This window comes from Lentisphaera araneosa HTCC2155, from assembly GCF_000170755.1.
GTDB classification, from domain to species: domain Bacteria; phylum Verrucomicrobiota; class Lentisphaeria; order Lentisphaerales; family Lentisphaeraceae; genus Lentisphaera; species Lentisphaera araneosa.
The window spans coordinates 53094-75330 of sequence record NZ_ABCK01000025.1 but is presented as its reverse complement, the minus strand read 5'-3'; the positions used below and the strand labels follow the sequence as shown (position 1 = coordinate 75330).

22 protein-coding genes and 1 pseudogene are annotated in these 22237 nt (G+C 40.5%); 9 read left to right on the top strand and 14 right to left on the bottom strand.

The annotated features are described in order from the left end of the window. Positions 1-31: 31 nt before the first annotated feature. Positions 32-784 carry a DUF1670 domain-containing protein gene (locus LNTAR_RS19805; RefSeq protein ID WP_007280542.1) on the bottom strand — a complete coding sequence of 251 codons (753 nt, stop codon included), beginning with the start codon at positions 782-784 and terminating at the stop codon, positions 32-34. 448 nt (positions 785-1232) lie between these two features. Next, positions 1233-2696, bottom strand: a pseudogene (locus tag LNTAR_RS19800) (IS5 family transposase). A gap of 448 nt (positions 2697-3144) precedes the next feature. Between LNTAR_RS19800 and LNTAR_RS19795 the strand changes: the two are divergent. The 6 genes from LNTAR_RS19795 (at position 3145) to LNTAR_RS19770 (ending at position 10744) form a co-directional block, all read left to right on the top strand. Continuing rightward, positions 3145-4728: a prenyltransferase/squalene oxidase repeat-containing protein gene (locus tag LNTAR_RS19795; RefSeq protein ID WP_007280539.1), complete on the top strand. Its 1584-nt coding sequence runs from the start codon at positions 3145-3147 to the stop codon at positions 4726-4728. A 273-nt stretch (positions 4729-5001) separates the two neighbouring features. Next, positions 5002-5730 (top strand): 4-hydroxy-tetrahydrodipicolinate reductase, encoded by a 729-nt coding sequence (gene dapB, locus LNTAR_RS19790; protein WP_007280538.1) that lies wholly within the window; start codon positions 5002-5004, stop codon positions 5728-5730. 21 nt (positions 5731-5751) lie between these two features. Further along, positions 5752-7962, top strand: a complete 2211-nt coding sequence (locus LNTAR_RS19785; protein ID WP_007280537.1) for an NADP-dependent isocitrate dehydrogenase — start codon at positions 5752-5754, stop codon at positions 7960-7962. Positions 7963-8133: 171 nt separating this feature from the next. Continuing rightward, positions 8134-9153: a DUF3419 family protein gene (locus tag LNTAR_RS19780; protein ID WP_007280536.1), complete on the top strand. Its 1020-nt coding sequence runs from the start codon at positions 8134-8136 to the stop codon at positions 9151-9153. Continuing rightward, complete coding sequence (locus LNTAR_RS19775) at positions 9150-10064, top strand: hypothetical protein (RefSeq protein ID WP_007280535.1); 915 nt, start codon at positions 9150-9152, stop codon at positions 10062-10064. Before LNTAR_RS19780 ends, LNTAR_RS19775 begins: the two co-directional genes overlap by 4 nt. Then, a complete protein-coding gene (locus LNTAR_RS19770; protein WP_007280534.1) occupies positions 10064-10744 on the top strand; it encodes an iron-containing redox enzyme family protein in 681 nt (226 codons plus the stop codon). The genes LNTAR_RS19775 and LNTAR_RS19770 overlap by 1 nt, the downstream gene beginning before the upstream one ends. A 16-nt stretch (positions 10745-10760) precedes the next feature. On the opposite strand, the gene LNTAR_RS28475 is transcribed toward LNTAR_RS19770, so the two are convergent. The 4 genes from LNTAR_RS28475 to LNTAR_RS26130 form a co-directional block, all read right to left on the bottom strand. After that, on the bottom strand, positions 10761-11027 hold the full coding sequence (locus LNTAR_RS28475; protein WP_007280533.1) for a type II toxin-antitoxin system RelE/ParE family toxin: 267 nt from the start codon (positions 11025-11027) through the stop codon (positions 10761-10763). Further along, the gene (locus tag LNTAR_RS19760; RefSeq protein ID WP_007280532.1) at positions 11024-11269 is read right to left on the bottom strand and encodes a TA system antitoxin ParD family protein; all 246 of its coding nucleotides are present in this window, start codon (positions 11267-11269) and stop codon (positions 11024-11026) included. The genes LNTAR_RS28475 and LNTAR_RS19760 overlap by 4 nt, the downstream gene beginning before the upstream one ends. An 86-nt stretch (positions 11270-11355) precedes the next feature. Continuing rightward, positions 11356-12021 carry an RluA family pseudouridine synthase gene (locus LNTAR_RS19755; RefSeq protein WP_007280531.1) on the bottom strand — a complete coding sequence of 222 codons (666 nt, stop codon included), beginning with the start codon at positions 12019-12021 and terminating at the stop codon, positions 11356-11358. Between the two features lie 113 nt (positions 12022-12134). After that, entirely contained in the window at positions 12135-13013 is an 879-nt protein-coding gene (locus tag LNTAR_RS26130) for an alpha/beta hydrolase (protein ID WP_007280530.1), read from the bottom strand. A gap of 129 nt (positions 13014-13142) precedes the next feature. Here LNTAR_RS26130 and LNTAR_RS19745 point away from each other — a divergent pair, with 129 nt between their 5' ends. Beyond that, positions 13143-13766: a hypothetical protein gene (locus tag LNTAR_RS19745; RefSeq protein WP_040915378.1), complete on the top strand. Its 624-nt coding sequence runs from the start codon at positions 13143-13145 to the stop codon at positions 13764-13766. Here the strand turns inward: LNTAR_RS19745 and LNTAR_RS19740 are convergent. Beyond that, a complete protein-coding gene (locus LNTAR_RS19740; RefSeq protein ID WP_007280528.1) occupies positions 13763-14833 on the bottom strand; it encodes a lactonase family protein in 1071 nt (356 codons plus the stop codon). The genes LNTAR_RS19745 and LNTAR_RS19740 overlap by 4 nt on opposite strands. A gap of 192 nt (positions 14834-15025) precedes the next feature. Here LNTAR_RS19740 and LNTAR_RS19735 point away from each other — a divergent pair, with 192 nt between their 5' ends. Then, complete coding sequence (locus LNTAR_RS19735; RefSeq protein WP_162026433.1) at positions 15026-15424, top strand: rhodanese-like domain-containing protein; 399 nt, start codon at positions 15026-15028, stop codon at positions 15422-15424. Beyond that, on the top strand, positions 15421-15831 hold the full coding sequence (locus LNTAR_RS19730; protein WP_007280526.1) for a MauE/DoxX family redox-associated membrane protein: 411 nt from the start codon (positions 15421-15423) through the stop codon (positions 15829-15831). Before LNTAR_RS19735 ends, LNTAR_RS19730 begins: the two co-directional genes overlap by 4 nt. Before the next feature lie 95 nt (positions 15832-15926). Here LNTAR_RS19730 and nqrF read toward each other — a convergent pair whose 3' ends face one another. The 7 genes from nqrF to LNTAR_RS19695 all read right to left on the bottom strand — a co-directional run bounded on the left by nqrF (position 15927) and on the right by LNTAR_RS19695 (position 22151). Further along, the gene (nqrF, locus tag LNTAR_RS19725) at positions 15927-17216 is read right to left on the bottom strand and encodes an NADH:ubiquinone reductase (Na(+)-transporting) subunit F (RefSeq protein WP_007280525.1); all 1290 of its coding nucleotides are present in this window, start codon (positions 17214-17216) and stop codon (positions 15927-15929) included. A 2-nt stretch (positions 17217-17218) separates the two neighbouring features. Further along, positions 17219-17956 carry an NADH:ubiquinone reductase (Na(+)-transporting) subunit E gene (nqrE, locus tag LNTAR_RS19720; RefSeq protein WP_007280524.1) on the bottom strand — a complete coding sequence of 246 codons (738 nt, stop codon included), beginning with the start codon at positions 17954-17956 and terminating at the stop codon, positions 17219-17221. A gap of 2 nt (positions 17957-17958) precedes the next feature. After that, positions 17959-18573, bottom strand: a complete 615-nt coding sequence (locus LNTAR_RS19715; RefSeq protein ID WP_007280523.1) for an NADH:ubiquinone reductase (Na(+)-transporting) subunit D — start codon at positions 18571-18573, stop codon at positions 17959-17961. After that, complete coding sequence (gene nqrC / locus LNTAR_RS19710; protein WP_007280522.1) at positions 18573-19328, bottom strand: NADH:ubiquinone reductase (Na(+)-transporting) subunit C; 756 nt, start codon at positions 19326-19328, stop codon at positions 18573-18575. Before nqrC ends, LNTAR_RS19715 begins: the two co-directional genes overlap by 1 nt. Beyond that, on the bottom strand, positions 19315-20478 hold the full coding sequence (locus LNTAR_RS19705; RefSeq protein ID WP_007280521.1) for an NADH:ubiquinone reductase (Na(+)-transporting) subunit B: 1164 nt from the start codon (positions 20476-20478) through the stop codon (positions 19315-19317). Before LNTAR_RS19705 ends, nqrC begins: the two co-directional genes overlap by 14 nt. Before the next feature lie 2 nt (positions 20479-20480). After that, a complete protein-coding gene (locus LNTAR_RS19700; protein ID WP_007280520.1) occupies positions 20481-21842 on the bottom strand; it encodes a Na(+)-translocating NADH-quinone reductase subunit A in 1362 nt (453 codons plus the stop codon). Positions 21843-21920: 78 nt separating this feature from the next. Further along, the gene (locus LNTAR_RS19695; RefSeq protein ID WP_007280519.1) at positions 21921-22151 is read right to left on the bottom strand and encodes a hypothetical protein; all 231 of its coding nucleotides are present in this window, start codon (positions 22149-22151) and stop codon (positions 21921-21923) included. Positions 22152-22237: the final 86 nt, after the last annotated feature.

The window sequence follows — 22237 nt, the reverse complement described above, 5'->3', positions numbered from 1 at the left end:
GATTTCATCCAGACGATGTTTGAACATATCTTTATCTTAAACTCGTCGTAAATCTAAGGAATGTCTTCACGCCGCGTTGTGAGATTCCTGCAACTACCGCGATTTCATGGTCAGTGAAGCTCTTCCCTACCCGTAAGTAAACCGCAACTTTAAACTTTTGAAGGTAACTCTCAACGGCGCCCATCGAATGTTTTGTAGCACTCGCAACTTCAACTTCTTCTTTGCCTTCCACCCAATGACGAATGACCAATTCACGGTGTGTAACTCCAGGACCAATATCTTTTTGTTGGCCACGCGTCGGAATGACAATACCTTCCTCTTGTAAGTGTTTGATATCACATCGGATCGTTTTTGTATCGCACATCAACAGCTTGGCCAAATCCTCCTGGCTTAATAGACCTCCTTGATCGCGAGCCTCTTCGCTCAAACGTATTAACCTACGCTGACGGCGAACAACTTGCCGTTGTTTATTTTTTCTATTGGGCAACTCTTCTTCGTCAAAATCACTGAATACACTTAGAGTGACGCTTATCATTTCACAGTCTTTGAGTGCCTTACCTGCACCTTCCTTGGTCGAGACGCAGTTGTACTTGAGTTGACCTTCTTTAAGTTCCTTTTGGCTATAGGAAAAATAGACCTCATCTATCATGCGAACCAGTTCTTTGGCTTCCCAGGGACTTAGGCCCGCTCCATGAACCGCCAAGTGACTCATTTGCTGGTTCATTGTTTTTAAAGATAAGCGACGACTTTGATTTTCTTGAGAGTTCGCTATTTGTATACTCATGGTGTAGTGCTCCTTATTTTTTGCTTTTTGGTAGAACAATTTATAAGGGGACACTACACTTTTTTAGTATCTAGCGATACTTACCGGACAAATGACTGAATCGTAAATAAGAAAAACTCAAAAAATAAAAAAGCCTCGTCATGATTATGACGGGGCTTTTTTAGCTCTAGAACTTCATCATTTCAGGTAATGATTTTTTCTTTGTTTGCACAGAAATTCAAAAACGATAAAAAAATCAGGATGAGGTATCCACAAATCATCAAATGTTTAGTTTATAGATGAAAATCACGGCAGGTTTTTCCTTTTCTCAAATTAGTTAGCAAAGATTAATAAATTAAAAAAAATCAAACTCGCTGTAAAGAAAGTGTACTTGCGAAGTACGCAGAATAAGAGAATGAAAAAAAATTTAGGAGTCAACTATTCGATCCACACTCGTATTAATTAGGCCTTACTGAATGACTCGTCTTTTGAGATGCTCACCCTGGCTAATGAGACTTATAAAGTTAAGAAAATGTTCTAATAGCTGCTTATAATATTGGCCAAAAAGTGATAAAAAGGCTAATGCCTTGTCCAAGTTCATCACCATGAATATTAAAGCAATAAGTGTTTCAGACGACGCTTTAATTTTCGTGAAAATGCGATCGAGTTTATAGCGTCTTTTGGCTACACCAAAACAGCCTTCTACTTGGTTTCTTATAGCTTCATCTTGGCGTTGTATATCCTTTTGTTCTTTACGTAATTTTTCATCTTTGGGAGGCCTTCCAAGACTGGGACCACTTATCCTTATCCCATGCTTTTTACAATGTGCTCGATTTTCTTTGTTTCGGTAGATTTTGTCCGCATGTGTTGATTCGGGATAATAACCGAATCGTTCTTTGTATTTTTCAATTTGTGAAATCAGTTCGGTCCCTTCATTATAAGAGTCAAAGCTAATCGTATCGGTAAAGGTCCAGCCATCGACCACACTGATAGATATTTTTGCTCCGAATTCCGTATGAGCTCCCGCCTTCCCCCGAACTATGGGACGGATATGTGGTTGATGAATACTTACGATGCGATCATCTACGCTTGTTACTTTGTTATCGTACATGTATTGCTGTTGTTGATAAAGTGTCCCGATCACCAGAAGTTCACGATATAAACTAGGCTTCAATAGAGTAAGATCGGCATACTTTTTGAGTTCATCTATACTGGCGAGGTTCCTCCTTACGCAATGGAGTTGTCTGTTAATCACCTCACGTCTTTTCTTTTTCGAAAACACGTTTTTTTAGAACAATACTTAAAAAGCTTTTCCTGCCATCTTCACGATAAGTTCGAGGCTTAACTTTATCTTCTGTATTTGAGCGATGACACCAAAGGATATCGATTACTCTCAGTTTTTTCACGAGCTTTATTTAGTACCCAAGGTCAGTGGGTAGTGATATCAGCAGGACACAACTGGCATCAACAATTAAAGAACCTTATTTGATGGAGGATCATTGTCTGAATCATCATTAGAATCCTCTTCTTTTTTACGTGTCGCTGTATGCAGGAGTTCGTCAATGTCTTTAATGTCCTGAGCGCCAAAACGCTTTCGAAAATGAGTCATCATGCTCGAATCAAAAGGTGCTTCCTGTTTATATCTTTCAAAGCCCAAGAAATATTGAAGATAGGGATTTTCAGAAATCATTTCTATCGTTTCTTCATCAGTTAAACTTAGCTTTACTTGAATGATAAGGGAACCAAATGCAGTTCTTGCAGGAAGAGCTTTGGGCCCAGTATGACTGGTGAAATTTAGTGCATAAATTTCTTCGACATCTGTCCAAGGTATTATCGCTGCTAACTTGACCCAGCGATTATTGATATTGAGTGTACCATCTAGAAAATAAGGTAAATTGGCCATTTTGGGCTCTGAGCCCGTATTTTTATACATCTTATGCAAACCTAATGACTGTTTTGAGGGGTTTTGTTTACATATAATATAGCATGAATTACACTTATCTCATTGTATATAAGTTATTTATATCTTAATCAGTGAGCCCTAATTACAAAATAATTGAATACAAAAACGATATCACATGGAAAAATAATGATTTTTTTAACACTAAGTGTCAGTTTTTTCATTTTGCCTGTGTATATAGTTCAGTAAATCTAAACAAATATGACAAGGCATTACAACTTCAAACAAATTTTTAGGACTTTTAAAAACGTGCACTAAATCACGTTAAGCCGTGAAAAAAGAGAATGTTTATCCGTAATACAATGAAAGTTTTAGTTATTGACTGCTAATAAAGATTTAAATAAAAACTGAAGGATTCAGTAATACTTAACAGACTTGTGACAATATAAAGAAGATAAGAAAATTTTTAGGATAAAAATATATGACAGAAGAACATGAAGAGTATGACGAGGATAATGGCTTTGGCGTCCTTTCTCAGGAAGAACTCATGCAGGTCCAAGAGGAATATAGAAAAGCCAAATTAAAGGAAACTTTGATTGGTCCAGTCATCTCCACATTTTGTCATATCCTGCTCATTTTATTAGCATCTCTATTTAAAGGAGAAAGCAAGGCTGCCAATGCCAATGTCGAAGTTACCCAACAAGTGGAAGAAGTCGTCGAGGAGCCGCCACCCCCTCCGCCTCCGCCGCCTCCACCGCCAGAACCCGACATGGAAACCGAGAGCGAAACAATTAATCCCGAAATCACTGAAACGGTGGATGTCACAGAAGATATTGCCACCGAAATCGATGATACTGACGAGCCTCCAGCAGCTGAAATAATGGATGATGTAGAACTCATGTCAGATGTTAAGCCCTCAACTTCTCCCCTACAATCAGCTAAGATGTTTAGTGCGCGCTCCCCCAACGCCAAAGCCAATGCTATACGTAAATATGGTGGCTCAGCTGTTGCACAGAAATCACTTGCTAATGCCCTCGACTGGCTCGCAAAAAACCAAAACCCCAACGGCACTTGGGGTAATGGACATCCACACTCGATGACGAGCCTGGCGATCTTAACTTACCTTGCTCACGGTGAAACAGGCAAATCCAAGCGTTATGGCAGTGTAGTTTCGAAAGGTATCTTAAACCTCGCAAAATGGGGTAATTCAAAGAGTAGTTTCCCACTAGGCAATGCCAAAGAAAGAAACGTTTATGAGCATGCCCTGGTTGCTTACGCTCTCTCGGAAGCCTACGCAATGACAGGTAATTACAACTTAAAAACCCCCATGAATAACACCATCCAATTCATCTGCGACAACCAGCATGAAAATGGTGGTTATATGTATGGTTATAAAAAGAGCGGCGATTCCAATTTTTCTAATGCCTGCTGGAACTGGCAGTCCTTAAAGGCTGCAAAAGTTGCAGGTTGCGACGTGGAAAAACTCCCCAGTGCTATTGAAAAATCTATCGCACATATGAAAAAGCACGCAACTTCTACAGGTTTCTATTATCGTTTAGAGAATAAAGGGAAACGCGACCCTTCGATGCGCGCTGTAGGCGTCCTTTGTATGCAGTTATTGGGAGCTCAAGACGACCCCGCTTGCCGTAGGCTCGGTGACCTCATTGTCAAAGAGGACATCAATCTCCTAAGATGGGAAGAGCACGGCAAACACAGTCAACCTGCTGGCTTCTACCTTTATTGGATGTATTACGCTACCCAGGCCGTTTTCCAACGCGGCGGCAGTGATTGGACTAAGTGGAATAAAACTTTCCAAAAACAGCTCGTTGATAATCAACACCCTGATGGTTACTGGTTGAGTCCGGCTACCAAAGGCATTGAAACAGATCGTAATGCCATGAAAGAAATTGATAATAAAGTCTATTCAACGACGCTCTGTGCACTCCAGCTCACAGTATACTACCGCTACTTACCTTCATCAGTTATTAAAAAATCTAGTGGTAAGAAACCTAGCGTAAAGCAAAAAGCAGCTGAAGCTGGCGAAGAAACTATCGATATCTTCTAATTTCTATACTCACAGTACGCCTAAAAGCCCCTCATTTTCTTAATTCGTCACGAGTCGAAATTTCGTTTTCCACTCGTGCTCACTTGTGTTTCTATCGAAGCTAAGCCCTTCTAATTTCCAACTAGAAATTCTTTTGCATGCAACAACTGCGGATTTATGCAAAAAACTCCCTTGATTCCACCTCTGTGTCATACATAAGTTATTGACAAAGAGCGATTGACATTTAGAGTTGTGTGCGACTTTAGAAATACAATTTAATTAAGGAACTAGACCATGCGTGTAACTGTTAATGGTTCCATGGGAAAAATGGGAGCAACTGTCGTTGAATTCGTTAAGGCGAAAGACGACCTCACTCTTGCAGGAAGCATCGATATGGGCGACTCACTTGCCGATTCTCTCGCCTCCAATCCCGCTGATGTAGTGGTAGATTTCACTCGCCCCGAAGTCAGAATGGAAACTGTACGCACCATACTTTTTGGCGGAGCAGCTGCCGTAGTTGGAACCACTGGTTTCACCCCAAATGACTTAGAACAGATTCGAGCTTGGGTCAAAGAAACGGGCAAAGGCTGTTTCATTGCACCTAATTTCATCATCGGTAATGTACTCATGCAGCAATTTGCAAAAAAAGCTGCCGAATACTACGACTATGCTGAAATCATTGAGTATCACCACGAGAACAAAGTGGACTTCCCTTCGGGGACAGCTGTAAAAACAGCCGAACTCATGTGCGAAAATAATAAAACGTTCAATCCAAAAACTAATGACCAAGTAGCCAATGTTGAAGGTGCACGTGGTGGCGATTTTGAAGGTATCAAACTTCACGCAGTACGCATGCCCGGTTTTGTTGCTTCACAAGAAGTAATCCTCGGCGCTCCTGGTCAATACCTCACTATCCGTCACGATAGTATCGAACGTACAAGTTATATGCCGGGTGTTTACATGGCATCCCAATACATCAAAGACCGCGCTGAATTGGTCTATGGTCTGGAACACATACTTTAAATAAAACAACAGGAAATTAACATGTCAAAAATTATCTACACGATAACTGATGAAGCCCCCGCCTTAGCGACGCATTCACTCCTCCCTATCATCCAAGCCTACACTGGTAAAGCTGGTGTCGAAGTTGAAACTCGCGATATTTCTCTTTCTGGCCGTGTTCTCGCCAACTTCCCAGAGAACCTTACTGCTGATCAGAAAATGAATGATGCCCTTGCTGAACTTGGCGACCTCGCTAAAACTCCAGAAGCCAACATCATTAAACTTCCAAATATCTCCGCATCTATTCCTCAGCTCAAAGCAACAATTGCTGAACTTCAAGGACAAGGCTATGATATCCCTAACTTCCCAGAAGAGCCTGCGAATGATGCAGAAGCTGCCATTAAAGTTCGCTACGCAAAAGTTCTTGGTTCTGCAGTAAACCCTGTATTACGTGAAGGTAATTCTGATCGTCGCGCTCCGAAAGCTGTAAAGAATTATGCAAAAGCTAACCCTCACCGCATGGGTGCTTGGTCTGCTGATTCAAAATCACACGTTGCGAGCATGAGTGAAAAAGATTTCTACGGTAGCGAAACTTCTACTACTATCCCTGCTGCGACAAGCGCAAAAATCGTTTTCAATGGTGCTGATGGTTCTGAGACAGTCTTAAAAGACGGACTCGCTCTGCAAGAAGGCGAAATCCTCGACTCATCCGTTATGAATATGGCTGCACTTAAATCTTTCGTAGCTAAAGAAATTGCTGATGCTAAAGAGCAAGGCATCCTTTTCTCTCTCCACATGAAAGCCACTATGATGAAAGTTTCTGACCCCATCATTTTTGGTGCCGTTGTGGAAGTTTTCTACAAAGACGTTTTTGCTAAATACGGCTCACTATTTGCAGAACTCGGTGTTGACACTAAGAATGGCCTTGGCGATGTTTATGCGAAGATCGCAGGTCACGCACAAGAAGCTGAAGTAAAAGCCGCTATTGATGCCGTTTACGAAACTTCACCTGCACTTGCAATGGTTGACTCTGACCGCGGCATCACTAACCTCCACGTTCCTTCAGACGTCATTATTGACGCATCTATGCCGGCAATGATCCGTACTTCGGGTCAAATGTGGAATGCGGAAGGCAATGCTCAAGACGCTAAAGCACTTATTCCTGATCGTTGTTACGCAGGTGTTTATCAAGCCACTATTGATTTCTGTAAAAAGAATGGTGCTTTTGATCCTACAACTATGGGTAGCGTACCTAACGTTGGTCTCATGGCTCAAAAAGCAGAAGAATACGGTTCACATGACAAGACGTTCCAAATGGCTGCTGCTGGTACTGTTTCAGCAATTGACGCTGATGGCACAGTTCTCCTCGAGCAAACTGTTGAAGCTGGTGATATCTTCCGCATGTGCCAAGTAAAAGATGCACCGATCCGTGACTGGGTAAAACTCGCCGTTAACCGTGCTCGTGCAACTGGTGTTCCGGCTATTTTCTGGCTCGACGAAAACCGTGCTCACGATGCTCAGCTCATCAAAAAAGTTGAAGCTTACCTCTGCGAGCACGACACTTCTGGCCTCACAATCAAGATCCTTGCTCCCATCCAAGCAACTGAGTACACACTCGAAAGAACGAAAGATGGCGAAGATACAATCTCTGTGACTGGTAATGTTCTCCGTGACTACCTCACTGACCTCTTCCCCATTCTCGAGCTTGGCACTTCTGCAAAAATGCTCTCAATTGTTCCACTCATGAATGGTGGTGGACTCTTCGAAACTGGTGCAGGTGGTTCGGCTCCTAAGCACGTTCAACAGTTCGAAAAAGAAAACCACTTGCGTTGGGACTCACTCGGTGAATTCCTTGCAACTGCAGTTTCTCTCGAACACCTCGCAGCTAATTTCGATAATGCTAAAGCACAAGTTCTAGCTGAAACACTTGATGCGGCTACTTCGAAGTTCCTCCTCAACGATAAGTCTCCTTCACGTAAAGTGAATGAACTCGACAATCGTGGTAGCCACTTCTACTTAGCTCTGTACTGGGCACAAGAACTCGCTGCTCAAGATAAGGATACCGAGCTCAAGTCTCAGTTTGCGAACCTAGCAAATGATCTATCTGAGAAAGAAGAGACTATTGTAAGCGAACTCAATGGCGCTCAAGGCGTAGCTTTAAACCTCGGTGGTTACTTCAAACCAAACGATGCAAAAGCCGCTGAAGCCATGCGTCCAAGTGCAACGCTCAACGCCGCACTCGCAAGCCTCTAAGTTAAACGTAGCTTAAACCAAAAAAGCCTCGCATTACTGCGGGGCTTTTTTGTATTCTCATAATAAGAATTAAGTGAAAATCGCAAGTAAATTAAACTTATATAGGGTTCAAGCATTACATTTAGTTCGCTTTCCTCGCTGTCCATGTTATATTGTATTAAAGGGGAGTCAATGAATAAGTCATTAAAATTGCGAGGGGACATACATCAGCTTCCTATTCTTTTTAGTCAGGTTAGAGAAGATCCAAAAATCGACCTTGAGCTCATCAAATCAATACCAGGAAACAATTTAAAAGTTTTAATGATAGCCTCTGGTGGAGAAACTCTTTGTACCCTTGCTACAAATAATAGAATTCAATCGATTGACGCAGTAGATGCGAACTCATCACAAATTGAATTGTGTAAACTCAAACACCTTTTATTAGGTGAGCCTCGCGAGACGAGGCTTAAAGCACTAGGCCACATTCAAATAAGCCAAAAAGAGCGCTCTAGACTGCTTATGACTCTCACAGAAAAGACAGATATCAACTTAGATATCTTAGGCCCCAAAGACTTGCTTAATGAAGAAGGCCCTAATTTTACCGGGCGCTATGAACAGCTCTTCAAAGGCATTCAGTCTGAGATTTCAACCAATTTCGATAACCTCCCAGAGGTATTTAATAAATATTTTGAGCTAGATCTTCTTGTCCATATCTTTGAAAAAGAAGCTACACAAAATCCACTTAAATCTTTTAGCGAGCACTTCATTACTCAGACCAAATTCTATCTTGCTAAAGACTCAAATGCAGAAAGTCCCTTTTTATCCCAAATGCTGAAGGGAGTATTTCATGCTAGACCTTATCATTACTTTGAATTAGGTATTAAGTCCAAAAAAAAAGTAGCTCTGATCAACTATCACCATAAAATGATGATCGATTTTTTATTAAATGCAGAACGAGAAAAATATAACCTTATTCATCTTTCAAACATCCTTGATTGGCTCTCAGAATCGGAAGCAACAAAAGCTTTAAAGCTCGCTAAAGTAGCATTAGCTAAAAACGGTAAAATCATCATTCGACAACTCAATTCATCGCTAAATATTCCCAAACTGCCTACTGAACTTTTATGGGATAAGGAATGGGGCGAACGCTTAGTGAATTCAGACGAAAGTTTCTTCTACAAAAAGATTCATATTGCAGAAAAAACAACATGATTCAAATTTCAAAGATCTCTGATTTGCCTAAATATTTTCGATCAATTTTGAGTTCATTCGAACAGAAATTCACCTATCCTCTTGGCGAAGGGAAGAGCTTTACGATTTCCCATGGTCAACTTTACGAAAACTTCTTTCGCTCCATTGGCTCAGAAACAATTTTTGTTGCTCATAACCAACAAACTATTTTGGGGACTCTTGCAGTAGTAGAACGAACTCTAATCATAAAAGGTAAAAATCAACGCTCACTTTACATAGCCGATCTAAAAATTGATCCAGACTTTAAACAGGTTTTATACAGACTACTTAAAACTGCATTTTTCACTTTCAATCACTATGATAAGCTTCCCCAATTTGGAATTATGATGAAGGGAGGAGACAAAACTCCAGAGGACTTCACAGGGCGACTCGGTTTTCCACAATTAACAAAATTAGCTGATATTGCCATTATTCGTTACCCTCTCTTGAATGGAATAATCCACAAACATCTTTGTATTGAAGCATTGTTAGAACACTACCAAAGCAATCTTCATGATATCTCACTCCAACTTCATGAACCGCTCCTGAGGTCCAAATATACCCCACTCTTTTGTTCTACCAAGGACCAATCAGTATCAGCAGTCCTTGAAGACACCTTGAATGCAAAAATGCTTTACAGCGATTCGCAGGAACTCATTTCAGGCCACCTCAGTTGCCTTAATTACAAGGATGCAACCATGGCCGCAAACTTCATTTTAGATTTAGAACCAACTGCCAGTAAATTTTATCCAGCACTATTCTTTGCAGTTCCCAAAAAAGATCAGCAAATATTTATAGATAAGCTAAAGGGAGCCAGTAATGCACCCGCAACGATCTATGGTAGAAATATTGATCAAAATATGACTTGGCAAATAAACACAGCAGAGATTTAATGATGCACTCAGAACATACCATTTTAGAATTTTGCAAACAGGAAATAGACAAACAAAACGCTCTCTCCAGCCCATACCTCACTGAACTCGTCAACGAGAAAATGAGTAAAGATCAATTTACTCAGAGCCAAATACAGTTCTTTTTTGCCGTGGCTTTCTTCTCACGCCCCATGTCCGCGCTTATGGCTCGGTTTTCAGATCCAAATCTAAGACTAAAAATACTAGAAAATATTCTGGAAGAACATGGAAATTTTAACTCCTCAGCATTTCATGAAAGCACTTTTAAAAAGTTTCTAAAAAGCTTGGGAGTTACTTCAGAACATATATCGCAAATAACTCCAGGACCTGAAGTCAGAGCTTTTAATGCAGTTTTGATATCCACATGCACATTTGATCACACAGACATTGCCGTTTCCTGCATGGGTACAATCGAGCTCATGTTCGCTCAAATCTCTTCAATTATTGGGCATACTACAGTTAAAAACAACTGGGTAAGTAAAGAACGGTTGATACATTATACTCTTCACGAAAAAATTGATCTTGAACATGCAAACGATTTCTTTCAATTGGCTGAACACAACTGGATCAACACTGAGAATCGATCAAACATCATCACTGGTATCAATCTTGGTATATATATTTTCAAGAGACTGTACGATGATCTGTACATCTGTAAATGAGCCTCGAGATTTAAATCTACTTTTTCAAATCTCGATAAATTTTTTCGTGACTACCAATCAAAAGTAAATTCCTAGTCTCAGGACAAAAGGTATAAGCTACCAAAACTTCTTGCTTATTGAATTTATATTTATGCACAAAAACTTGGGATAAGTCTCCCTTCTTCTGAACACCTATACTTGGGTCTTGGCAGATTAATTTAACCTGTTTTTTTGCCTCTTCCTGAAACTGTTTCGTCGTCTTTTTCAAGCTTCGTTTGAAAGCAGGCGCATAACTTATCCTCATAGAGAATCAAAGAAATCGTCTATACTCTTCACTTCAACAGGGTCTTCAGCTCGAGCAACATTTAGATCTCGAATAAAACTTATGGGTAAATCTGGATTATCTAAAGCTTGCTGCCCAATCTTTGCCCAATACTCTATTTGTTTTGGAACTGAACGCTCCTCCGCTTTTGCAAATGCTCTTGCGCGAGCAATAAGATCTCCACTCAGTTTAACTGATTGCGCTGGGAGTGCTTGACTACTCATTACATTACCTCTTGGTTATTTTGGTAAACATACAACTAAAGGTCGTAAAGTACAACTTTTAATACATATATTCTTAGGCTCTTAACTTACTTCCAAAGACCTGGTCGATGCAAAGGAGCTTCTAGATCTATTTCTTCTTTGCTTACTGGATGAATAAAGCGAACGCGGCGACTATGTAAGCAAATGGATTTATCCTCATTAGCTTTGGGAGCTCCATACTTTAGGTCACCTTTAATAATGCAGCCAATGCTAGCGAGCTGAACACGGATTTGGTGGGGGCGTCCCGTAAGTGGATTGACTTCTAGCAATGATTGACGACCACTGCGCTTAATTTCTTTATATTCTAATTGAGAAAACTTTCCCTCAGTCACTTTTTTATTGTGAGCCTTAGTTTTATTCTTACGTCGATCTTTAACCAAGTAATGCGTCAATAAATCACTTGCTTTTGCGGGGTTCGCAAGACAGAAAGCCCAATAGGTCTTTTGAATTTCTTTCTCTTGAAACATTTTATTTAGCCGTGTCAAAGCCTTACTCGTTTTGGCAAAAATAATCACACCAGAAACAGGACGGTCGAGACGATGTGTCACACCAAGAAAGACATTCCCTTCCTTCTTGTGCTTCTTCTTGAGAAATGCTTGGACAATTTCACAGAGTGGCGTGTCACCACTCTCATCAATTTGCACAACTTGACCAGCTCGCTTATTGACGATGATGATATGATTGTCCTCGTGAAGAACATCGGCTTCTGTCATGTCTGAAATCCTTCTGTCTATTAATGACAAAAGAATAGCCTTGCTTAAGATTTTGCCCAGTTGATTTAATAGCTAAGTCAATTAGCCTCGCTTAGGATTACAGCACTCGCTTTTTACTTCATTAAATGCTTTTTGAAGAATTTCATCATAAGCGGATTCACTACCCGGCTATTCTTAAAAAAGAAGACATGATCACCTTTAGGGTTGATGTGTGTTTCAACATTGCTAATTCCCATTTCTTTTGCCTTGGTAAGAAAGTTTTTATAATGATAGGAGGGAACCAAGGCATCCTTATCTCCATGAAAGAGCATGATGGGAATTTGTCCCTTTTGCACATAATTAATCGGAGACGATTTTTTCATGACTTGTTTATTTTGATTCTGCTCATTATTGAGGAAGGAAATCTTTTTCTTTTGGCTGAAATCAATGGGTGATGAAATGCCCACGGCACATTTTACACTAGAATCATAATTCGTATACTTATCTGATTGATAGAGTGGCTCCTCATCTGAAAGAGCAATGAGAAGCGCAAGATGTGCACCCGCACTATAACCCGCAACCCCAATACGATTGACATCAATTGGGTACTTGTCAGCAAGACTCTTTATAAAGCGAATCGCTTCTTTAGCATCTTGGGCTTGAGCTGGGTACTTGGCTTCGGATAAAAGACGATAGGATACAGTGACTCCCACAAATCCCGCCTTAGCATAATTCACTGCGAAATAAGCCATCTGATCTTTATCCCCCTTACGCCAGCCTCCCCCATGAATAAAAACAACTACAGGGAGCTTTTTTCCTGCCCATTCTTTTTTGTAGGCAATACCCACTTGATTCGCTCGGAGCACTTTTTCTTCGCGATAATTAAGTACTGAATAGGAAATACCTTGGGGTGCTTTCATTTCTTTAGCGGGTGCTCGGCCTTTCTTTTCTGCACTCATTGCAGTTGATGCCAAGATAGTGATAATGAATATTTTAATGATATTTTTTGACACTGCTTAAATCCTTATTATTGATGTAGATGAAAAATAAAACAAACATCAATGGCATAAGTGACCAAAAGTAAAATCTTTATAAAACTCTAAAAAAGCATATCATTATAAGTAAATCAATTAATGGCATACATGGACATAGTTTTAACAGGACTCGACTCAAGATTGGTTTATCTATTACCAGTGATCAGCTTACTTGTCTTCTTCTGTACAAAATTCACCTTTAACAATTATCTATCAATCATTTGTGCAATCAATCTCGGGTTTGCCGGCTGGGTTCTAGGCAATTACATACATCTTGGTCATTGGTGCATCCCCTGCCTCTTGAGTTCAGGCTTTGCTCTTGCAGGCTTTTTCTTATGTAAATTAATTCCAAAGTTCGGTAGCTTTCTTTTAGCCTTTTCATTACCCTTCTTCTTTTTTCCCATGATATGGTCTGTATTTCCCGGAATCCCTGAGCTCGACTTGCTCATCATCACCAGCTTATTAGCCACCTGCTTTGGCTTGAGATCCGTGAAATGGAAAGAGAATTACAATAGTCTCGTGATTAAAGCTTATGCGAGTGCCTTTTTACTACATTCTTTTGTACTCTGCTTTTCGAAACTTGAGCTAATTGACAGTGAGGCCATCGTCTCTAATAATGAAGCTTTTCACCTCGGATGGCTGATCGCATTCATACTCTTGCTTATTGGCTCATTACTTTGCCTACGGTTTTCAAAGAACACAGCTCAAAAAAACCAGCCAACCACGCCCTAATCAACTACAATCACACTCGCAGGATTTGGAACCGACACAGGTTTGCCAATAGGCTTTAAATGACCATTAGCGGGATCAATTTTGTAAGTCACAAGATTATTGGATTTGTTGTTTGAGCAATACAAAAAATCACCTTTTGCGGAAATCGCAAAACTCCATGGTACCTGTCCTCCACTACTAAAACAGCGATCAAAACTTAAGAGTCCCGTTGCTAAATCGCGCTGAAACAAAACCAAGCTATTATGCCCGCGATTTGAAGCATAAACATATTCTCCTGAAGGATGAAGCTTAATTTCGGCAATGTGATTATTGATATCGAGCTTATCGTCTGGCACAGTCTGTACATTGCCAAGAATTTTTAAGATACCCTTGCCGTAAGTAAAAACGGTAATCGCTTCACCCATCTGATTCACCATATAAGCTCTTTTTCCCTCTGGATCAAAAGTCATATGACGTGGCCCTTGAAACAGATCCGATTGAATCGAATCTAGATATTTGAGCTTGCCGCTAACTTGATCAATTTTTAAGCGACACAGGCGATTGCCTGCAATATCAGGCACAAAGAGATACTCTCCTTCTGGCGACACAACACAGGCATGAGGGGCAAAACGCTTGCCTGCGGGCTCTATGATAACTTTACTAATCAGCTCAGCAAAGGAACCATCCTTATTGAGGTTAATGGCACACACAGAACCATCTTTAATATTACTCACGTAAATTGTGCTTTGATCTTTGCTTAAGGCTAAATAACAGGGTCTTGAGTCACCAGAACTTATTGTGTCAATTAATTTATCCGTTTGAGTATCAAAACATTGAATCAAACCATGCTGCTTTTTTTCACCGACGCCACAACTATAAATCAGTGAACTCCCCTTTTTCTCAATGACTACTGTCGTACCTAATTCTAATAGTAGTTCTTTAGTTTCTTTAAGAGTTCCATCTTCATTCAATTGACTCGAATAAATCCCTTTGCTCTCATTCTTTGAATGTGTGCCTACATAGATTTGTTGGGCACTTAGAGTCCATGCCAAACCTATAGAAAGTATTAAAAATGCTAAACGATTCATTTTTTGATTCCTAAAATTCATTTACCCACCCATACACCACATTAGCGATAGACACAAAAAAAGCCCGACTGAAGTCGAGCTTTTTTTAGTGATATTCTTCTAGTGAGCATATGTGACCCATCGATTAAAAAGAGTTGATCAATCACTCTTGACTTGGTATAATAAATGAAACTTTATTCATGCCCTTATTATATGATCAAAAAAATCCTCTTTATCCTTCTAGTTCCACTCTTTTTAAGTGTAGGGCTTGCTGCTTTAATTAAAGTAAAGTCGCCAGATCCACACGCTGTCTATATAGATAATATTGAGTTAAAAAACTATTTAATCATAGATGCTCGCAGTATTGAAGAATATAAAGAAAATCATATTACAAATGCAATGCATGCTGATGAAATAGAAGGTGTGAAAAAGCATATAAAAAATCACCTACTCCGCAAACCAATAATCTTAGTCTATTGTAATGAAAGGTGCCCCTATAGCCGGCATTTTTCTAAGCAGATTAGAGAAGAACTTAAGCAAGAAAATGTTTTCTACCTTAAGGGTGGCTACGAATCCTGGTTTAAATCTAATTCCGGAAAAGATAAGTTATGAGATACGAAATCATCCCTCGTACGCTGTTGATATCCGTTTTTGCTTTTTCGGCCATCACTAAACTTAGTGATATCGAGTCAGTCTATTTACTGATTGATGAAGTCATGCCATTTATTAAGATCAATGCACTCATCGAAATCGTGAGTTTTTACGTCCCTATTTTGGAACTCACTTTATGCCTTAGTTTATGCTTCAAGGCCACCCAGAGATTAAGTTACACCCTCAGTCTCATACTCAGCATTTCTTTTCTTAGCTTCATTCTTTATCTTGGACCAAGCACGAACTGTGCTTGTTTTGGCAGTCTCCTAAAACTAACACATGCTCAAAGTATTATTTTAGATACAACTCTTATTAGCCTATCTTTTTTAGGATTTTATCTTTCTAAAAAAGATCCAGCTAAGCTTTAATTTTATACTAAGCTCATAAGTATTTGTCTTTGCCATAGACACAAAAAAAGCCCGACCGAAGTCGAGCTTTTTTAGTTATATTCTTCTAGTGAGAATTAAGAACCGAAATCGTCAAATGCGATCATTTCTTTTTCTACACCGAGGTTGAAGAGCATATCTTGTACTGCGTCATTCATCATTGGAGGTCCACAGAGATAGTATTCAATCTCTTCTGGAGCTTCATGATTATTGAGGTATTGCTCAAGAATAACTTGGTGAATGAAACCTTCGAAACCATCGCCTTCTTCATCACTAATATCGCCCTTAAGCTTCCAGTTATCTTCCGGAAGTGCATCAGAGAGACCCACATAGTATTTGAAGTTCGGGAAATCAGCTTCGATTTTCTTGAAGTGATCATCGTAGAACATTTCACGTCTTGAACGAGCACCATACCAGAAAGTCGCTTTACGGCCAGATTTCTTAGTGTGGAAAAGGTCAAAGATGTGCGAACGCATTGGAGCCATACCAGCACCACCACCGATGAACATGATCTCGCGGTTTGTGTCTTTCATAAAGAACTCGCCGAATGGACCAGAAATCGTAACCTTGTCACCCTTCTTACAATTGAAGATGTAAGATGATGCAATACCAGGAGGCACATTAGGAAGACGTGGGGGCGGAGATGCAATACGCACGTTAAGCATGAGCTGGTTACCCTCAGCAGGGTAAGAAGCCATTGAGTAAGCACGAACCACTTCAGTTGGGTTGTTAGCTACGTTATCAAAGATCTTGAATTTATCCCAATCTTCACGGTACTCGTTTTCGATTTCGAAGTCAGAGTACTTGAGATTATCATACTTAGGAATCTCGATCTGAATGTAACCACCAGCGCGGTAGTCAATGCTTTCGCCAGGAGGAAGTTCAACAACAAATTCTTTAATGAAAGTGGCTACGTTGTCATTTGAAACAACTTCGCATTCCCATTTCTTAATTGAGAAGATTTCCGGCTCAACTTCAATCTCGAGGTCTTCTTTAACCTTGAGCTGACAGGCGAGACGAATGCCTTCTTGTTGTTCTTTGAGTGAGAGGTGAGCTTTCTCTGTAGGGAGCACGTCGCCACCACCAGAGATAACTTTACAAGTACAAACACCGCAAGAACCGCCACCACCACATGCTGATGGGAGTTGAATGCCAGCGCCTGAAAGTGTATCGAGAAGTGTAGAACCACTTTCGACTTCTAAAGCAGCGTCTTGATCTTCGTTAATGAGGATTTTAACGTTACCTTTTTTTACGAGGAAATTCTCGCAGATCATCAAGAAAATGGTCAAGCCAATGATGATGATAAGGAATACAACGATACCCGCACCAACTGTGCCGCCATCAACTGCATTAATAAGTGTATTCATAATTATTTATCTCCTTTAACTGGAGCTTCGACGTCTTTTGCTGCCGGAACTTCAGGAGCTTCTTCGATTACTGCTGGTTGCTCGATAGCCGCCTGCTCAGTAGATGAAGATTCTTCAGCTTTTTTCTCTGGAAATTTAATACCCATGAAGCCCATGAAAGCCATCGCCATAAGACCGCAAGTTAAGAAAGCGATACCAAGACCACGCATGCCCTTAGGAACATTTGAGTACTGCATTTTTTCACGAATCGCAGCAAAAACTACGATCGCCATTAACCAGCCAAAACCACCTGAGAAACCGAACATGGCCGCTTCAGGAAAAGTGAAGCCTTTATCGTTCATCATTAGTGAACCACCGAGGATCGCGCAGTTTACAGCGATAAGCGGAAGGAAAACACCGAGTGAACCATAGAGTTTGGCAGAAATCTTCTCAATGAACATTTCGAGGAACTGAACCATGGCCGCAATGAGGGCAATGTAAGAAACGAAAGTCAAGAAAGTTAAGTCAAGGTCAGGCTTGTTGAACAATTGACCGATAAGGTTTTGCTCACCTGGCTTAAGGAAGTAATTAGAAACGAGCCATGAAGCTGGGCAAGTTACAGTCGTAACGAACCATACAGCACAACCCATACCAACAGAAGTATCTACTTTCTTTGATACGGCTAAGTAAGAGCACATACCAAGGAAAAGTGCGAAAATCATGTTTTCAATGAAGATCGCTTTTAATGCTAATTCTAACATGATTAATCCTCGAACTGTTTAGTGTAGTTATGGTGAACCCACACGATCAAGGAAATAATCACAAAGGCTCCGGTAGGAACTACCATAAGACCACTGTGCTTGTAACCAAAAGCATCTGGAGAAGAAGTGAGTATCTCTTTACCGAGGAGTTTGCCCACTCCGAAAAGTTCGCGGAAAAACGCCACAATTACGATAATTACACCATAACCGAGACCGTTACCAATACCATCCATAAGAGCTGGTACAGGAGGGTTGTGAAGTGCATAAGCTTCGGCACGACCCATTACGATACAGTTTGTAATAATGAGACCAACAAAAACTGAGAGCTGACGAGAGATGTCGTAAGCATAAGCTTTGAGGATTTGGTCAACAAGAATTACCAGTGTAGAGATGATTGTTAATTCGATAATAATACGAATTTTATTTGGTATCTGCTTACGGAGTAAAGAAACCGTAAGGTTTGAAAGACCCATAACCGCCGTTACTGCTACAGCCATTGTAAAAGCAGGCTTTATCTGCGTTGTTACAGCCAGTGCAGAACAAATACCAAGTACCTGAACAGCAATAGGGTTTTGAATGATAAATGGGTCTTTAAACGCTTTCATTGTATCGGACATTATTTGTTGCCTCCACGATAGTGTTCAATAACTTTTTCATAGTTCTTAAGAGTTTTAACAAGCCCCTTATCAATACCATCCATTGTAAAAGTAGCACCACTAACCGATATGTAGTGATTTGGACTATCTTTTGCGATGGCGGCATCTTTAGACGCTTTTGGTGCAAGAAGTGCTCCATTATTATCAATAATTTTCTTACCTTCAAAAGAGACCTTCCAAAACTCTTGCTCAATCTCTGCACCAAGACCAGGAGTTTCTTTGTGATCGTAGTAGACAATACCTTTAATAGTTTCTGCATCACTCTCTAAAGAGAGATAACCGTAACAAACTGACCACAAACCAAAATCTTGAGTCGGAAGCACAATGGCCGATGGTTTATCTGCTGCTTTGTCAGCAGCTGAATCAAACTTAAGAAAGTATGGGTAGCGACGCGAGGCTACTGGCTCTTTCTCTTGTTTATAAAGGTCGAGATTTTTAAATTCGATCTCATTCATTTCAACTTCATTGCCATCAGCATCTTTAATAATACGAACAATAAACTTATCGTCTTTGCCTGCCTCAGAAAAGTATTCTTCAACATCTTTATCATTTTCAGCAGCTAGACCGAAAACTTGAACAATATTCTTTAATTTGAAAACTTTCGCATTAAGCTCCTGCTGGGGCTTAAGTGCTGTGGCAGTTGCACCCAGGATAACAGCGCAAACAACTGTAACAATCGTTGCGAAAGTCATCGTTTTTACATTAGACTCTTGCACGGTTCAATCTCCTTTTAATGCTCGACTTAACCACATAGTGGTCAATAAGTGGTGCAAAGACATTCATTAGAAGAACGGCTAACATTACACCCTCGGGATAAGCTGGATTAATAATACGGAAAAGCATTGACATCGCACCAGCACCAAAACCATAGATCCATTTGCCAAGATCCGTATTTGCTGATGAAACCGGGTCTGTCGCCATGAATACTAAACCAAAGGCAAATCCACCCATACAAAGATGCTTAACTGCACCAAGGGCCGCGATGTCGTTTGGATTTGTGCTACCAAGACTAATGAGCCATGCGAAGAGGAAACCACCTACAAGCATACCGAGCATAGTTCTCCAAGATGCAACTCCAGTTATTAAAAGAATGATACCACCAATGATACAAGCCAATGTAGATGTCTCACCAATTGAACCCGGGATAAAACCTAAAAACATATCCATTGTTGACCAAGTGATCTCATCGCCTTTAGCTGCAAGTCCCATTGGAGTAGCTGTTGCAACAACTTCTTGACCACGATCAAAACCTACCCATACTTTATCACCAGAGATCTGAGATGGGAAGTTAAAGAACAGGAACGCTCGGGCTGTCATTGCTGGGTTCAAGATATTCATACCTGTACCACCAAAGCATTCCTTGCCGATAAAGACGCCAAATGCTGTAGCCAATGAAACCTGCCAAAGAGGAATACTTGCCGGCACTACCATTGCTATAAGAATTCCTGTTACCAAGAAACCTTCATTAATCTCGTGTTTGCGGATACAGGCAAAAATACCTTCTATTATACCACCAGTGATATAAACAGTAAGAATAACCGGCACCACCATAATTGCGCCATAGACAATCATATCTACCATTCCTGGGAGAGCTTCGATTTGTCCATCACTTAGAAGTGCAGAATAATGTTGTAAACCTGTATTATAAATACCAAAAAGAATACATGGGACCATGGCAAGAACCACAGTAATCATCATTCTCTTGAGGTCGATGCTATCACGAACGTGAGCACCACGGTCAGTACGCTTATCGGTTACGAGGTGAAATGACTCACCCGCTTCGAAAAGGTAGTAGAATTTTTCAAGCTTGCCGCCCTTTTCAAAAAGGGGCTTCACCTTGTGAATTTGATCTTCAACGAATTTCACAATTAGCATCCTTCTTTACGGAAGAAGTCAAGACCCTTTCGGAGTGTGTCTTGAACTTCAATTTTAGATACACAGACAAAGTCGCAGAGTGCTAAGTCCTCAGGAGCAACTTCAAGGATGCCCAAGCCTTCCATAGCTTCCAAATCACCTGCCATAATACATTTTATTAAATGCACTGGATAAAGGTCCATTGGAACTACCGACTCATAAGCACCCGTCTGAACGAAAGCACGTTCACCACCATGATAACCTGTGTTGTGAGAGTATTTTTTATTTGGAGATAAGAATGAAAAGAAAGTTCTTGAAAATGATTCTTTCTCGTTACCAGGTAGTACCCACCCCATAAATTCCATTTTATTGATTTCTGGAATCACAGTAAGTTGAGAAGTACTTGAACCAATAAAGCCTCCAGTTATAGTACGGCCAGAGAGAACATCTCCCGAAATATAACGTAAGTTCTCATCTGATTTAACACGCCCCTTAGTGACATCGGCAACTGAAGCGCCCGTAATTACTTTCACGTGCTTGCGTTTATCAATTGACTCACCAGTAAGTGCGATAACTTTCTCTGAAACAACTTTACCTTGGATGAACAAATTACCGATGCTGATAACTGCTTGTGCGGTAAGAGTCCAAACGACTTCGTCTTTGTTAATGGGTGCAATGTGGTGAATTTGAATACCCACGTTACCTGCTGGGTGAGGGCCATTGAAGTGGTGAACTTTAGCATTTGCAGGATTCTTAAGAGCTTCAGAAAGATCAGAACGACCTCCCTCAATACCGAGATTTACAGAACCTGTTGTCAATTTCGAGAGCGCGTTGATACCTGCTTGGAAAGCGGCTTCGTTACCTTCGAGGATTAAATTGATTTCTGGAGCTAAAGGACCCGTCAAGTAAGCTGAAACGAAAATATCGCGTGGTTCAACTGCCGGATCTGCGAGAACCGCAAATGGGCGAGCTAGAACCTGGCCAAATAAGCCTGACTTGAGGATTTGCTCGAGAATCACTTCACGGCTTGTGTTGAGTAAGTCACCGGCACTAATAGCTTGAAACTCTTCAAACTCATCAGTTTCGTCAGCATCTACAATAACTTCTTGTAGAACACGACGCTCACCGCGCTTAACATCTTTTACTGTACCACTGACAGGGCTTGTGAAATAGAAATTTTCAGTCCCTTTCTGCAAAAAAAGCGGGGATCCGGCTTTTACCTTGTCTCCTGCTTTCACCATCATCTTGGGGCGTAGACCGTGAAATTCACGACCATCGAGCGCGACTTGCGTCGGTCGAGGTAGAGTCTCGAGAGTTGCTTCCGCATCTCCTTTGATTCTCAGGTCATAGCCTTTTTTCAGTTTGTAACTGCTCATGGCTTGTTTGTTTTCCTTGCTTGTTTATCGAAAAATTATAAGCTGTTATTTTTTTAACAGCTCGATTTAAAAAAATTGTTAACTACTCGCTTCTTCACTTTTTTTAGCTTCTTTGAGTGGACTGCCGTCACATCCGGTAGGATCCTCTTTTCCACATATGGAGCATCCGCCTTCGTTTAAAAACTCGTTGCGAGATGCACAACTTCCTTGAACTTCGTCATCTTTCTTTGCGAGAACCTTAAGGCCAACACCGAAAAAGAGGACGCCGAAAACGACCGCTGCTATAACTATATTTAAAAATGCATCCATATTTTATATAAAGACTCGTAGGTTAAAAAATCGCAAGACTATAGTGGATGTTTTATGAATTAAAACCAAAATATCCGATTTTTAAA